Origin of the sequence: Alcaligenes sp. 1735tsa3, assembly GCF_024134565.1 — a bacterium.
Lineage (GTDB): Bacteria > Pseudomonadota > Gammaproteobacteria > Burkholderiales > Burkholderiaceae_B > Alcaligenes > Alcaligenes phenolicus.
In genome coordinates, this window is the sequence record NZ_CP099862.1 from 3,356,298 (window position 1) to 3,370,008 (window position 13,711).

Here is a 13,711-nt window from a genome sequence, read left to right on the forward strand (position 1 = left end):
GTCAGAAGTGGCGCACCAGACGGTGCGCCGATCTACGAAATACTGCGTTCCTGGAGTTATTGATTAGCCGCAGCAGGACGCCACTGGCTGACTTGCTCATCCGTAGGCTGTACATCTTTGCCATCGGCATAACGGATATTGGTCATGATGCCCTTGCCGTCTTGTTTGGCCAGCACACCCACATACGCCCCCTGGGTGGATTGCTGATCTTGCGTACGGTAAGTAATGGGGCCAAAAGGTGTGACCACATCCAGACCACGGAAGGCTTTGATCATGGCTTCCGTGTCGGTAGAACCGGCTTTTTCAATACCGGCGGCAATCGACACAATGGTGCTGTAGCCAATAATCGTGCCCAGGCGTGGGTGCTCTTTGTACTTGTCCTGATAGGCTTTCAGGAAGGCATTGTGCTCGGGCGTGTCGATGGCGTACCAGGGGTAGCCTGTCACAATCCAGCCTTCTGGCGTTTCTTCACCCAAGGGGTCCAGGTACTCCGGCTCGCCCGTCAACATGCTGACCACCGGCAAGGCGGGACTGAAGAACTGGCGCTGATTACCGGCACGAACCAGACGAGCCAGGTCGGACGCAAACAGTACGTTAAAGACCGCATCAGGCTTGGCTTCGGACAAGGCCTGCACCACGGCACCGGCATCGACCTTGCCCAGCGGGGTAGCCTGTTCAGCTACAAATTCAATATCGGGCTGGGCTTCTTTCATCAAGGTCTTGAAAGTGGCCACGGCGGACTGACCATACTCGTAGTTGGGATACACAATCGCCCAGCGCTTCTTGTTCAGCTTGACGGCTTCGGGCACCAGCATGGCTACCTGCATATAGGTAGAGTTGCGCAGGCGGAAGGTATAGCGGTTGCCATCAGCCCAGACGATCTTGTCGGTCAAAGGCTCGCTAGCCAGAAAGAATACTTTTTTGTGTTTGGCAAAGTCGGTAATGGCCAGACCGATATTGGACAGGAAGGTCCCGGTCAGCACATCCACTTTTTCACGCGAGATCAATTCCTCGGCCGCACGTACCGCATCGCCGGGATTGGAGTTGTCATCCTTGATGATCAATTGCAGCTGCTTGCCGTGAATCCCCCCGGCCTGATTGATCTGCTCAACCGCCAGCTCCATCCCGTTTCGATAGGGCCCCAAAAACGCGGGCTGGGATTTATAGCTGTTCAGCTCCCCGATCTTGATCACCCCCTCGGCGGCAGCGGTGGCCCCCAAGGTTTGCAACATCATCGTTCCTGCCAGTGCTACCCCTGCAAATGTCTTGTTCATTGTCTTCTCCGTGGGCTTGTGAGGCGAAACACGACTCAGCAACTTGTCTTGTTTTAGTGATTTAAAGTGTACACATGGTATTTTTTGGAGTAAATCGGCCAAGACCTAGGGATATACCCTTGAACACTTTAAACATAAAACACAACAAACCAAGCAGAAAGCCGTTACAGCAAGGAGATCAAGAAGAAATGAGCAGAAAAAGTAGATAGCCTGAAAAGAAGATAACTACCGATATACAGTGACTACACTTAATAAGCCCAAAGATTAAAACGCAACCACCCCGCCTGGTTCCTGCACGCGCCGAATCATGGTTTTCATAAACTGCTCCATCATATCCGGCAAAGGGGAAGCAAACGGCTAAAAACGCTAGAAAGGCTTATGAGCTACTGCTCTGGAGTCACCGCGCCAAAGTGGCAATCAGCCACTGCGAGTCTCATGAACTTTCTGCCCCGCAGAGGGTAAATCGTATAACTGAGGGGTACGCGTTGGGTTGAAGTCCTGCCATTGGCCATCACTCCAATTGCCGTTGGCCCATTCAATCGCGTAGCCCCCATTGCGCTGCAATTCGCGCACTAGTACCGCTTCCTCGGCCGACCCCAGACGCGCCGCCAACATGACGCCCGAAACACGATTTAAAGGCTCTTTTTCAGGCTTATGGCCACCCAGCTTCACGATCCCGCCCACCATGGCACCGATGTAAGCCCCCAAAGCCGCAAAGGCAAGCAACAGCAGCTGAGGCCAGCTTGTCATGCTCAATAACCACCAGCCCAGGGCGATCCCCAAGACGGCCCCTAGAACGACACCCAGGATGGCACCCAAACCACCTCCTCGGGCAGCCTTGTCCAAAGTTCTGTCACCTCCAATCGGATACTGCGCATGTTGACCTCCTGGTTTAAGGTAGAAAATCTGCAGATCCTGACTTTCCAAGCCCAGCCCCTGCAGGACTCGCGCAGCTTGTTGGGCCTGATCAAACGTATCGAATTCCGCCGCAATAATGCGTTCCATAACAAGGCTCCCCAATAAATGTGTTCACCAAAGAACCAGCAAGTTTCGTTCCCAAACCCCGCTTCTACTGGGGAAATCCTCTAGAAGGTTTCACCTGGAAATATCAATGCCTAAAGAATTTTGACGTTATATTCTCAAGAGATAAAAAAACGTAGCCTTCCAGGCTATTCTTTTGGAGACAAGATTTTGACTTTTCCCCGTCGCTTTCCATCCCGACTGACTCTTGGCGTGTTGACCACCAGCGTCTTGCTGGCCGCCTGTGCCAGCGCCCCCTTAAGTGAGCGCAGCGTCACCATCAAGCGCGACAGCTACGGCACTCCTCATATCTATGCCGACAGCACTTATGGCCTGTTCTATGGCTATGCCTATGCCGTGGCTACAGACCGTCTATACCAGATGGAAATTGCCAAGCGCTCTGGCTGGGGAACCGTGGCAGAAGTTCTGGGACCGGACTTCCTGGAGCTGGATAAAGTCACTCACAACAATATCGATCCGGACTCTATCCGCAAACAATTGGCCGCTCTGTCCAAAGAGGACCGCGCCATGTTCGAGGGCTATGCCGCTGGTTTCACCCAACGCGTTCGCGAGGTGAAAGCCCAGCGCGACACCTTGATGCCCAAGGAGTTTCTGGACAAAGGGTTTGAGCCTTCTGAGTGGCAGCCTGAAGACATTGCCATGGTCTGGGTGGGCCTGATTCTGAACCGCTTCTTTGCTGGCACGGCCGAAGTGGCCAACCTGAGTCTGCTGGAAACCCTGAAAGCAGACCAGGGCGCGGAACGTGGCGAACAGCTTTACAAACAACTACGCTGGCTGAACGACCCGACTGCCCCCACCATTATTCCGCAGCCTGACACCAAGGCAGCGCTGGCCGATTTGCCTACGCATTTGCAGGCTCTGTCCGCACAAGCGGCGCAGGACTACCTGCACAAGCAAGCCGTGGCCTTGGGCCCCACCGTGGCCGCAGGCACACCTACTGCCAGCAATGCCTGGTTGCTGGGCCCCGAAAAGACAAGCCACGGTCATGCCGTGCTGTACAACGGCCCGCAACAAGGCTGGTACACGCCGTCCATTACCTATAGCGTCGGCCTGCACGGTGCGGGCTACGACCTGACCGGCAGCACGGCCGTTGCTCTGCCCGCTATTTTGTTCGGCACCAATGGCCAGATTGCCTGGGGCTCCACCGTGGGTTCACTGGACACCAATGACGTCTACCAATTGCGCTTGAAAGACGGTGACCCGCATAGTTACTGGTACAACAATGCCTGGCACCCCATGGAGCACAAGCAGGTACGCATCAAGGTGCGTGGTCAGGACGATGTGACGCTGGACGTTTACCGCGCAGCTCAAGGTTATGTCAGCAGTTGGGACAAAAAGAACAACACCGCCTACGCCAACCGTCGCACCTGGGAAGGCCGGGAAATTGAAACCTTGCTGGGTTGGGCCCATGCGGCCAAGGCCAAGAACTGGGATCAATTCATGGCTCAGGCCTCGCGCGTCAGCGCTTCCATTACCTGGTTCTATGCCGACACCCAGAACAATATCGGTGCGGCAGCCCTGGGCCTCTTGCCCAAGCGCCCAGCCAATCAGGCGATCCAGTTCCCTGCAGCGGGCGACGGCAGTATGGAATGGCAAGGCTTCCTGAGCTTTGATCACAACCCCAAAGTGCTGAACCCGCAGCAAGGCTATATCGCCAGCTGGAACAACAAGGCCTACGGTGCCTTGCTGGCAGACAACTCCAACTTCTCCTATGTGGACCGTGTGCAGGAACTGCTGGCACCGCTACAGGCCAAGCAGCGCCTGAGTGACGAAGAAATCTGGGGCATTGACTCCCTGGGTGCCCGCTCTGATCTGAATGCGCGCTACTTCGCCCCCATCATCCAGGAAGCTGCCAAGCTGCCACGTGCCAGTGCACTGGCACGTCAGGCTGCCGAACAACTGAAAGGCTGGGACTACAAGCTGCACGTGGCCAGCAATGGCAAACAGTACGAAGGCAGCGCCCCAGCCGTGATGCAGGCCTGGATGCAAGCCGCAGTGCCCGTATTCCTGAAAGGTCGTTTGCCTGACAGCGTCTACAACACCTACACACAAAGCCTGTACCCGGCCATGGATGATCCGCGCAGTGCCCAGCCCGCTGCGGCCGCCAAGCTGATCTGGAATGCCATTCAGGGCCCGGCTGCTGGTGTGCCACAAACAATTGATTTCCTGCAAGGTCGCCCGGCCCAGGAACTGGTGCTGGACGCACTGGAGCAAGCTGCTGCCTCGCTACAGAAATCACAGGGTGCACAAGCCCAGCAATGGCGTGCTCCAGCCGTATCCATGCTGTTCGCCGCACGCAATGCGATTGGGGTGCCTTGGTCTGACCCTGCGCACGAGCGCCGCATCATGCCTTATCTGAACACCGGCAGCGCCCGATTCCAGTATGTGCTGGACCCCACCGGCGTGCGCATGTGCTCGGTTATGGCTCCCGGTCAAAGCGGTTTCATCAATCCTGAAGGCGAAGCCAGCGCCCATCACTCGGATCAGTTGGAGATGTTTGCTGCCTTCAAGTGCAAGAGCGATGCCATCAGCGCTCAGGACATCGACAAGGCCAGCCAGGATAGCCAAACCCTGCGCTACTAAGCCGTCAATAGAAAACGAGGCCTGGAGCGTGTGCCGCTCCAGGCCTCGTTTCTTTCTGCTTCACCCGGCAGGCTTAATCCCTCGCCACCACCTGGTTACGACCAGCGCGCTTGGCTTGATATAAGCGCTGGTCAGCCTGCATCAGGACATCCTCAATCACCTGACCGGGCTGGCATACCGCCAAACCCATACTGGCCGTAATCTGAAAAGCCTCGCGGTCGTGGTTATAAAAGGTTTGTGCCTGTACCTGACTCAAAAGCAGATCGGCAAAACTCAAGGCCTGTGCATCACTACGTCCGGCCAGAATCAACACAAACTCCTCGCCACCATAACGGGCCGCCAGATCATCCGGCCCCAGCTGCGCCTTGAATAAAGAGGCAGTACGCGTCAGCACGTCATCCCCTACCGAGTGACCGTGGGTATCGTTGATCTGCTTGAAATGATCCAGATCCACCATCAGCACATGCAGCCTTTCATGCACTGGTCCCTGTCCCAGCTGACGGCTAATCGCGCCCCGGTTCAACAAGCCGGTCAAGGTATCGTGTGTGGCTTGCCGATATAAACGCAGCAAAAGCCCCAGGTGAAAATAATTGGCTGTTAAAGCGACGACCAGCAAGGCTGTCAAAAGCCAAAGATCCTGTAAACCTTTCATGCTTAGCCAGGTTCCCGAACTGACACTGGCCAAAACCTGCAAAGCAATTAACGCGCCCCCCACCAAGGCTGATTCCAGCAAAGTGAAAGGAAAAATGCTTAAGGTGGCCACCAGCAGGAAAGGAATAAAGCCATACCCCAGTACAACGTACTGGCCAGCCCCGGACAGGGTCAGCAGCATATAAGCGTAAAAAGAGGCCGGCAAAATAAAGACCAGGCCGCTTAAAACATAAATACGGGTAATGCGCTGGTGGCCATTGAAAGCCAGCCATACGCACAAGATCAATCCCCCCAGGCTTAAAACCCGTATCGCCATCAAATGCGCGGGCCAGCTGGGCAAGACCAGCCAGTCCATCAAAGTCCAAAGGGGGGTCAGCAAAGCAAATAACAAGCCGACCAGAATGACACGGCTGCGCAAATACTCCATTCGGGCATGAATGAAGTCACGAGAATGATATTTCCCGCTCAGTGTGTCGCGCACCGAGCTAATACTGATCGCTTGCAAGTTTTTCCAGCCTTCCAGAATTGTTCCCATCAATCAATTCGCTAAGAAGAAACAAAGTAACATAACGGCAATTTTTAGTTACATGAGTTTGAAAAACAAGCTGTCAGTTCTTTCAGGGTCAGCCCGCGCTGACCCCGACTTACAATCACACCACTTGAGGTTGCTTACTCATCCAGCTAATTACCTCTTCCAACATCGGTTCGCCCGAATCCTGCGGGCGCCACAACAGACCCAACTGACCATGCAAGCGCGGGTCGCTCCAGTCCAGGTTCAAGATACACAGCTCCGGGTAGACCGGCACCATGCTGCGTGTCATGGGCACTAAAAAGTCGCTATTGACTGCCACACGGGCATTGGTGTGTGCGTAGGCGGACTCAATGGCGCAGGTGGGATACGACAGGCCCTTGGCATCCAGGCCCAGTTCAAAACTGCGCCGCATCGGGCTGTTTCGTGGTGGCAATATCCAGGGATACTCCAGCGTCTGCTCCCAGGTCACTTCATCTTGCTGTGCCAAAGGATGCTTGCGGCAAGCCGCTACCCCCAAAGGCACCATACCCAAAGGCAAATACGCCATCGCCGGGTTACGGCCTGCTTCATCCACACGGCCAATGACCAGATCCAGTTCGCCCTGTTCCAGATTACGACTCAAAATATCCAGCGTGCCTTCCTGAATACGGATATGGCATTGTGGATCGCGCTCGTGCAAATACACCAGCAACTGCGGCAAATAAACCGCAGCCACCATAGGCGAAATACCCAAAGTAAATTGCTGGCGAAAACCCTGCCTGTATTGCTCCAGAGTTGCACTCATGCGGTCAAGGCGATTCAACACCCCCTGGGCCTGGGAAACCAGCGCCAGGGCGGCTGGCAAAGGCTCAATGCCGCGAGCATGACGCTCGAACAAGGGCATGCCTATATTGTCTTCAAAATCCTTGAGCCATTTTGACAAGGCAGGCTGAGTCATATTGGACTGCCGGGCCACATCGCTCATGCTTTTTTCTTCGCACAAACGAATTAAAACCTGCAGATGCTTCAAGCGAATGCGTTCACTCCAGCTCATGACTTACCTATATGAAAGAGGTATATATACCTGCAAGTTATTCAATTTAACATTATGGCTACTGCTTCCATAATGGGGATACCCAAAGCTACAAAATAGGCACTTCATGTCTCAGTCAGTACCCAATTTTTTATTGATCATTGCGGATCAACTCCGCGCAGACCATTTGGCTTGTTACGGCAATAAAGAAGTTAAAACGCCCAATCTGGATGCGTTAGCCGCTCGCGGTTGGAGTGCTGACCGATTTTACGTCGCCACCCCCATCTGTATGCCCAACCGTGCGTCCCTGATGACTGGTCGCATGCCCTCGGTGCACGGCGCCCGTCACAACGGTGTGCCCCTGCCACTGGATTCCAGCACCTTTGTCGATGTACTGCGCCAGGCAGGCTGGAGCACAGCCTTGGTCGGCAAGGCGCACCTGCAAAATATAACGGATACGCCCCCGCTCTACCCACGGCCGGATGATCCTCCAACCAAGGGAGAAGCTCGCCCTCCTCTGCCTACCAACGATTACGGCCAGGAATGTGGCCAATGGTGGCGCGATCGCGCCGATCACGGTGTTCAGCTACCTTTTTACGGCTACGAGCACGTGGACCTGGCCATTGATCACGGCGATCAGGTCTGGGGCGACTATGGCCGCTGGCTGCAGGATGAACATCCTGAAATCGCCGCCCTGTCCGGCCCTGAAAACGCCATCCCGACTCCGGACTACGAGTTAAGCCGCATTGGCCAGGCCTGGCGTACCCGTGTGCCAGAAGAGTACAGCACCACGGCCTGGATTGGTGAACGGACCCGCGCTGTGCTGGACAAATATGCCCAGGAACAACAGCCCTTCTTTATTCAGTGCTCCTTCCCGGACCCGCATCATCCCTTCACTCCGCACGGTCAGTACTGGGATATGTACAAGCCTGAAGAGGTCAGCCTGCCCGACTCCTTCCACCTGGGTCCGCATCCCCTGCCTGCCCATCTGCAATTGCTGCATCAGCTGCGCGATGAAGGCAAAGCCATCAAGCACACTCCTACGCTGTTTGCCTGTTCCGAGCGCGAGGCCCACGAGGCGATTGCGCTGAACTACGGTTCCATCACGCATATTGATGCCGAGATCGGGCGCATTCTGGACCATCTGGAGCGCACTGGCCAGGCGGAGAACACCATCGTCATTTTCATGAGTGATCATGGCGACTTCATGGGCGACCATCAATTGATGCTGAAGGGTCCTGTGCATTATCAAAGCATTATTCGCAGCCCCTTTATCTGGTTTGACCCCAAGGATGCGAAAACTCAAGGCACAAGTGAGGCGGTCTGCTCTACCATTGACGTCGCGCCTACGGTGCTGGAACGTGCCGGCCAGCTGCCCTACAACGGCATCCAGGGTCGCTCCTTGCTGAAAGTGATGCACAAGGAGCCTGTGGAATGGCGCAAAGGCGTACTGATCGAAGAAGAAAACCAGCGCAAGCTGTTCAATACGCCTATTCGCACCAAGCTGCGTTCGCTGGTCACGCAGCAGCACCGTCTGAGCCTGTATGAAGGCGGTCAAATTGGCGAGCTGTACGATCTGCAAGCCGATCCGCTGGAACAACATAATTTGTGGAATGAACCTGACGCGCAAGCGTTAAAAACAACGCTTTTGTGTCAATTGATCGATACCATGATGGCTCACAGCGAAACCAGTCCCTTGCCTTTGGCGATAGCGTGAGCTGAACACTGTTAATTACCCCTATCTGGAGACATCTATGCCCACCCTTTCCTTGCTGCGCAAAGTAAGCATTTGTGCGCTGATCTTACCTTTGGCTACGCCAGTCCAGAGTGCCGAGGTGGCCACCATTGTGGTCAGTTCCGTGGCAGGAGGCCCGCTAGATGTCCTGGGTCGCATGTTGGCCCGCGAAGCCACTGAAACCACGGGCCAAACGATTGTGGTGGAGAACCGGGCGGGTGCAGCCGGTACGATTGCTGCAGAGGCAGTGGGCCGGGCCAAGCCAGATGGCAATACCTTGCTGCTGACACTGGATACGGTTGCGACAGCCAACCCGCATATTTACGTCAACAGCAAGTTCAAGATCGGGGAGTCCCTGGATCTGGTGTCTTTGCTGGGTACTTTTGACCAGGTTCTGGTGGTTCCCAGCAAGACCGGCATCACAACACCTGCCGAGTTTCTGGAGCGCGCCCGCGCTAAGCCCATGAATTACGGCTCGGCCGGTATGGGTTCGCCTGGGCATTTGATGATGTCGGCCTTGACGCAAGATAGCGGTATCAAGCTGGATCACATTCCGTATCGCAGCAATAGCGCTGTGGTCAATGATATGTATGGCGAGCGTCTGGACAGCGGCTTTCTGACGATTGCCGGTGTCTTGGGTCCGATCAAGGAAGGTTTGCTGACTCCCTTGGCGACTTCTGGCGGCAAGCGCAATCCTTTACTGCCTGAGGTTCCTACTTTGGCCGAAGCAAAGCTGCCTGGATTGGAAAACTTTAACGAGAGCTTCTCGTATCTGGTTTTCACCACCAAGGGTTCGCCTCCAGAGAAGATCAAGGCATGGAACGATTTGCTCAGCGATATCGTGAAACGTCCGTCCACCGCCGAGACTTTGCGGATGCTGGATATTCAAGCCTACGACTCATCCAAGGTTTCTCCAGCCCAATGGGTGCAGCAGCGTAACGCTCGCTGGGAACAGATTGTGCGGGATAACAATATTCGCTCTGATCAGTAATTGTTGGAATTACAGCCCCTGGTTTCAGGGGCTGTTTTTTTTGGGCTGCGTAGGTGCGTAGGTATTGCTGAGGGGAGGCTTTCTTCGTGGAGTTGCCTTGGGGAGACTCAATGCTTGATAGCGAGCCAGCTCGTAAAAAGAAGGGAGCAGGAGCAGGGAGCCGGTTAGTGCCGGTGTAGTAGTGGTCACGCCAACAACAACAACAACAACAACAACAACAACAACAACAACAACAAAAGCCAAAGCCAAAGCCAAAGCCAAAGCCAAAGCCAAAGCCAAAGCCAAAGCCAAAAGAGTAGCGCCCCAAAACCTTAAAGCCTCCTCCAGCATCGTAAAAAAGCTACTTAATCCCCACCCCCTTTTTCCTCAACTCCAGTCACCCCGCCTATGACCCACGTACTCAAACCAAGCTCAAAACCTGTCTGAAGCGTCCCAAGAAAAACGAAACCACCGTTCAACAAGTCCAAACCATTTCTACTCTCCAGTGCTGTTTGGGCTATGTACACGATGTTGCTTGTTTTCTTGTGGGGCCCGGGTACGGCTTGGCGGGCGAGTCAGGGCTCTTGCCGCAGGCAGAGTGCTGGGGCGGGATGCAAGGGTCGTGCTGTTTGAGGAGCACGCTTGCGGTTTGTCCGGGGGACAAACCGCGCTCCGAGTTCACGACCCGCCCGCCCCGGCACTCTGACAAGGGAACCCACGCGCAGCGTGGGCAAGAGACCCGCCAAGACAAGCCGTACCCGGGCCCCACAAGAAAACTAACCACCGCTCCCACGCAAAGCCCAAACAGCACGTCCAGAAGAAAGTCCCTTTCTGTCAGCACCCCTCCCACTTCAAATAAACCCTCGCATACAAGGCTCGACAAAACACTCAATCCCAATCAAGCCAACCCTGTACCCAAGCGACATATCAATCCAAACTAATCCCAGCCTTAGTCACGATATCGTGCCAATAATCCGCCTCCGCAGGCAGTCCCTTCCGAAACTCCTCAGCAGAAACCTTGGACAGCAAATACCCTTGATCCAGCAGCTTGCTGCGAATAGCCGGATCAGCCAGAACCTTCTCCAAAGCCCCTTCAATCCTGCTCACGATCTCCGTCTCCGTCCCGGCAGGAACAGCCAACGCCCACCAGTTGCTGATCACCACGTCCTTGTAGCCCAGCTCCTCCATCGTGGGGACATCGGGCAAAGCCGGGAAACGCTCTGGCAGGGCCACTGCCAAGGCCTTCAAACGACCTTCAGGCAGAAAAGCCGCCCCCAAACCATAGCTGCTGACAAACATCTGCACTTCATTGCTCAACAAAGCCTGAATCCCCGGCGCCGAGCCTCGGTAATGAATGCCCAACATGTCGCCCTCCAGGGCCTCGGACAACTTCCAGGCCGACAGCTCCGGCGTTGTGCCTGCTCCTGGCGTGCCGTAATTCACCTGCCCTTTGCGCTGCTGAACATAATCCCGGAATTCAGCCATATTCTTGACCGGCAAATCCCCATTCACATAAACAAAAGCCGCCGCATCCGCCACCTTGTTGATCACATACAAATCCTTGAACGGGTCATAACCCATGTTCTTGTACAAGAACTGATTGATCACAAAATTATTAGTGGCTGAAAACAGCAAGGTGTAGCCGTCCGGCTTGGAGCGCGCCACCATCTGCGTGCCAATATTGCCGCCCGCGCCGGTCTTGTAATCCGTAATTACCGTCTGCCCCAGCTCCTTCGACAGTTCGGGCTGCAAGATACGGAAAATAATGTCACCCGCCGCTCCTGGAGGGTAAGGAATCACCACTCGCACAGGGTGATCGGGATAATCTGCCCAGACCGGACCTGCCGCAGCCAGACCAAGCGCAGCCACCAGGCCCATCACCGTCTTTTTAATTGCTTGCATCTTGTCTCCCCCGCGCGCCTTTTACAGGTCTATGCGCATCAAATCCGTTGCCAAGCGCAAATCGCCTTTGTAGCTTTTGCGAATATCCCGAGCCACTTCATCCAGACGCTCCGGCCCCATCAAATCAACCGGCAAATGATTGCCCGCCGCACGTTTAATCACCGGACTGGTGGAGTCGTAATGTCCAAAATGCGTGGCCACTAAACTCTTCACATTGGCTTTACGAGCGATCTCACCCAACTGCAAAGGACTGGTATGGGCAAACGTCCCTACCCCTGACTGCGCGCGATGCTTCAGGAAAGACTCCGGAAAAGTGCACTCATGTATCAGCAGATCCGCATCCTGCGCCAGGCGAATCATGGACTCACACGGAGCCGTGTCGCCACTGAACGCCACAACCTTGCCTTCAGCCTCCATACGAATACCAAAGCAGTCCGTAATTTCGCTAGGAATGTGGTCCACCACATCAATGTAGATTTTGACGTCCTCGTCCTCGTACATCAGACCTGGCTCCACCTCGAAGACCTCGGGGCGCACCGCTTCAATATTTTTCTGACGAGCCGGATAAGCCGCACGAGCCTGAATATCCACCCGGAACGCGCCATTCTCGAAGGAATGATCCACAAAATCCTGCGTGCCTTTGGGGCCAAAAACCTTCAGCTTGCCTTCACGGTTAAAAACCCAGCTGGACAGTACAAAAAAAGGCAGACCGCAAACGTGGTCATAGTGCAGATGGCTTAAAAACACCCAAGGCACATCGGCTGGATTGATATTGGCCTTCACCATCTGACGCGTGGACCCTTCGCCGCAATCAAACAGATAATTCTTGCCATTCTCCAGCGTCACCAAAATGGACGACTGAGCACGATCGGGATCTGGCAACGCAGCGCCGGTGCCAAGCATGGTTATCTTCACGTAAAACTCCTCCAAACAATAAAAACATCCAGCACCAGAACAGTGCCTTCCCTATAAAGTCATAAAGTTCTATTTTTAGGACTTTATGGAAAAAGTGTACACCTCGCTATCCAGCGGCATAACTTGGTGTTTTTACCTAGGAGTGTCGTAAAGGCGCAGCGCGCCTGGGATGGCAGTCTTAAAGGCCAGGTGTCAGCTCGGTCTGAATGCTGAGATATTTAGCGGGATAAAAGACCTGTGCCGCATAAACCAGTTGATTTGCACGGTTCACAATCAGGCGAATTACCCGCACCACAGGCATGCCTATGTCCATATTCAAATGGCGTGCTAAATCCGCATCGGCAACCCGCACGGTCAGTGTCTGACGAATAGTATGGATCTGCTCGCGAGCCAGACGGTTCAGCACCAGCAGCACTGGCTCCTGACTTAATTCCGGTTGCAAGGTCTGGGCCAGAGTATTCAACACGTAGACCGTATTCAGGCTGTAAGCCACGCCATCAGCGTAATTCACACGGCTGGTCCACCAATACTCATCGGGCAAGGACTGCCCGGTAATTTCAATGGGCAAGGCACCCAGACCATTGCCCAGCTCCACCATGACCGAATCCAGACGCGTCAGATGTTCAATCAAGGCATCCCAATTGGTGGGCAACATCAGCCAATGGTCTTGCGCGACGTCGCCAATCACAAATGTGCCCTTGCCGCGTGTGCGCTCGATCAGGCCTTCGTGTTCCAGCTCATCCAGCGCCGCCCGCACGGTAGCGCGCGAGACGCCATACTCCTGCATCAACTCTTCCAGCGTGGGAATACGCGTGCCTACCGGCCATTCGCCACGCTCCAGGCGCGCTCGCAAGGTATATTTCACCTTGAGCGACAGAGGTAATTTGGACTGTTTGCGCAGCGATGAACGTGTGGGATCGACCATACCAAGAGGCAAGCAAGCACAGGAAAGTGACAAGTCCACATCATAGCCTGCGATGAGTTAAGCCGGAGTTATCCCAAAAAGGTTTAATCTTGAACAAGCAAAGCGTTTATTTTTGCAAAAGTTGGTAAACGAAAATTAAACGGATCGGATACATTATCCCAATCATTGCTT

General features: G+C 54.6%; 11 protein-coding genes. 3 read left to right on the top strand and 8 right to left on the bottom strand.

Annotation, left to right across the window (positions count from 1 at the left end; genetic code table 11):
* Nucleotides 1–56: 56 nt before the first annotated feature.
* Together NIZ92_RS15570 and NIZ92_RS15575 are read right to left on the bottom strand one after the other, a co-directional pair.
* Nucleotides 57–1,274, bottom strand: a complete 1,218-nt coding sequence (locus tag NIZ92_RS15570) for an ABC transporter substrate-binding protein (RefSeq protein WP_035273686.1) — start codon at nt 1,272–1,274, stop codon at nt 57–59.
* Nucleotides 1,275–1,691: 417 nt separating this feature from the next.
* Nucleotides 1,692–2,279, bottom strand: coding sequence for a hypothetical protein (locus NIZ92_RS15575; RefSeq protein WP_009464005.1), 588 nt, complete (start codon nt 2,277–2,279; stop codon nt 1,692–1,694).
* 186 nt (nt 2,280–2,465) lie between these two features.
* On the opposite strand from NIZ92_RS15575, the gene NIZ92_RS15580 reads away from it, so the two are divergent.
* Nucleotides 2,466–4,898, top strand: a complete 2,433-nt coding sequence (locus tag NIZ92_RS15580; protein WP_254002224.1) for a penicillin acylase family protein — start codon at nt 2,466–2,468, stop codon at nt 4,896–4,898.
* A 73-nt stretch (nt 4,899–4,971) separates the two neighbouring features.
* On the opposite strand, the gene NIZ92_RS15585 is transcribed toward NIZ92_RS15580, so the two are convergent.
* Nucleotides 4,972–6,084 (bottom strand): diguanylate cyclase, encoded by a 1,113-nt coding sequence (locus NIZ92_RS15585; RefSeq protein WP_009464009.1) that lies wholly within the window; start codon nt 6,082–6,084, stop codon nt 4,972–4,974.
* A 115-nt stretch (nt 6,085–6,199) separates the two neighbouring features.
* Nucleotides 6,200–7,114: a LysR family transcriptional regulator gene (locus NIZ92_RS15590; protein WP_254002225.1), complete on the bottom strand. Its 915-nt coding sequence runs from the start codon at nt 7,112–7,114 to the stop codon at nt 6,200–6,202.
* 106 nt (nt 7,115–7,220) lie between these two features.
* Between NIZ92_RS15590 and NIZ92_RS15595 the strand changes: the two genes are divergently transcribed.
* Together NIZ92_RS15595 and NIZ92_RS15600 are read left to right on the top strand one after the other, a co-directional pair.
* Nucleotides 7,221–8,810: a sulfatase gene (locus tag NIZ92_RS15595; RefSeq protein WP_254002226.1), complete on the top strand. Its 1,590-nt coding sequence runs from the start codon at nt 7,221–7,223 to the stop codon at nt 8,808–8,810.
* A 37-nt stretch (nt 8,811–8,847) separates the two neighbouring features.
* A complete protein-coding gene (locus NIZ92_RS15600) occupies nt 8,848–9,819 on the top strand; it encodes a tripartite tricarboxylate transporter substrate binding protein (RefSeq protein WP_009464013.1) in 972 nt (323 codons plus the stop codon).
* A 24-nt stretch (nt 9,820–9,843) separates the two neighbouring features.
* Here NIZ92_RS15600 and NIZ92_RS15605 read toward each other — a convergent pair whose 3' ends face one another.
* The 4 genes from NIZ92_RS15605 to NIZ92_RS15620 all read right to left on the bottom strand — a co-directional run bounded on the left by NIZ92_RS15605 (nt 9,844) and on the right by NIZ92_RS15620 (nt 13,540).
* Complete coding sequence (locus tag NIZ92_RS15605; protein ID WP_254002227.1) at nt 9,844–10,149, bottom strand: hypothetical protein; 306 nt, start codon at nt 10,147–10,149, stop codon at nt 9,844–9,846.
* A 576-nt stretch (nt 10,150–10,725) separates the two neighbouring features.
* Nucleotides 10,726–11,700: a tripartite tricarboxylate transporter substrate binding protein gene (locus NIZ92_RS15610; protein WP_254002228.1), complete on the bottom strand. Its 975-nt coding sequence runs from the start codon at nt 11,698–11,700 to the stop codon at nt 10,726–10,728.
* A 21-nt stretch (nt 11,701–11,721) separates the two neighbouring features.
* Nucleotides 11,722–12,615, bottom strand: coding sequence for an MBL fold metallo-hydrolase (locus NIZ92_RS15615; RefSeq protein WP_035273671.1), 894 nt, complete (start codon nt 12,613–12,615; stop codon nt 11,722–11,724).
* Nucleotides 12,616–12,793: 178 nt separating this feature from the next.
* Complete coding sequence (locus NIZ92_RS15620; RefSeq protein WP_009464020.1) at nt 12,794–13,540, bottom strand: GntR family transcriptional regulator; 747 nt, start codon at nt 13,538–13,540, stop codon at nt 12,794–12,796.
* Between the last annotated feature and the right edge of the window lie 171 nt (nt 13,541–13,711).

What these genes read in the sequence shown, in the direction of transcription:
- NIZ92_RS15570 (WP_035273686.1), bottom strand. Translation starts at nt 1,274, where the DNA reads ATGAACAAGACATTTGCAGGGGTAGCACTGGCAGGAACGATGATGTTG.
- NIZ92_RS15575 (WP_009464005.1), bottom strand. Translation starts at nt 2,279, where the DNA reads ATGGAACGCATTATTGCGGCGGAATTCGATACGTTTGATCAGGCCCAA.
- NIZ92_RS15585 (WP_009464009.1), bottom strand. Translation starts at nt 6,084, where the DNA reads ATGGGAACAATTCTGGAAGGCTGGAAAAACTTGCAAGCGATCAGTATT.
- NIZ92_RS15590 (WP_254002225.1), bottom strand. Translation starts at nt 7,114, where the DNA reads ATGAGCTGGAGTGAACGCATTCGCTTGAAGCATCTGCAGGTTTTAATT.
- NIZ92_RS15595 (WP_254002226.1), top strand. Translation starts at nt 7,221, where the DNA reads ATGTCTCAGTCAGTACCCAATTTTTTATTGATCATTGCGGATCAACTC.
- NIZ92_RS15600 (WP_009464013.1), top strand. Translation starts at nt 8,848, where the DNA reads ATGCCCACCCTTTCCTTGCTGCGCAAAGTAAGCATTTGTGCGCTGATC.
- NIZ92_RS15605 (WP_254002227.1), bottom strand. Translation starts at nt 10,149, where the DNA reads ATGCTGGAGGAGGCTTTAAGGTTTTGGGGCGCTACTCTTTTGGCTTTG.
- NIZ92_RS15610 (WP_254002228.1), bottom strand. Translation starts at nt 11,700, where the DNA reads ATGCAAGCAATTAAAAAGACGGTGATGGGCCTGGTGGCTGCGCTTGGT.
- NIZ92_RS15620 (WP_009464020.1), bottom strand. Translation starts at nt 13,540, where the DNA reads ATGGTCGATCCCACACGTTCATCGCTGCGCAAACAGTCCAAATTACCT.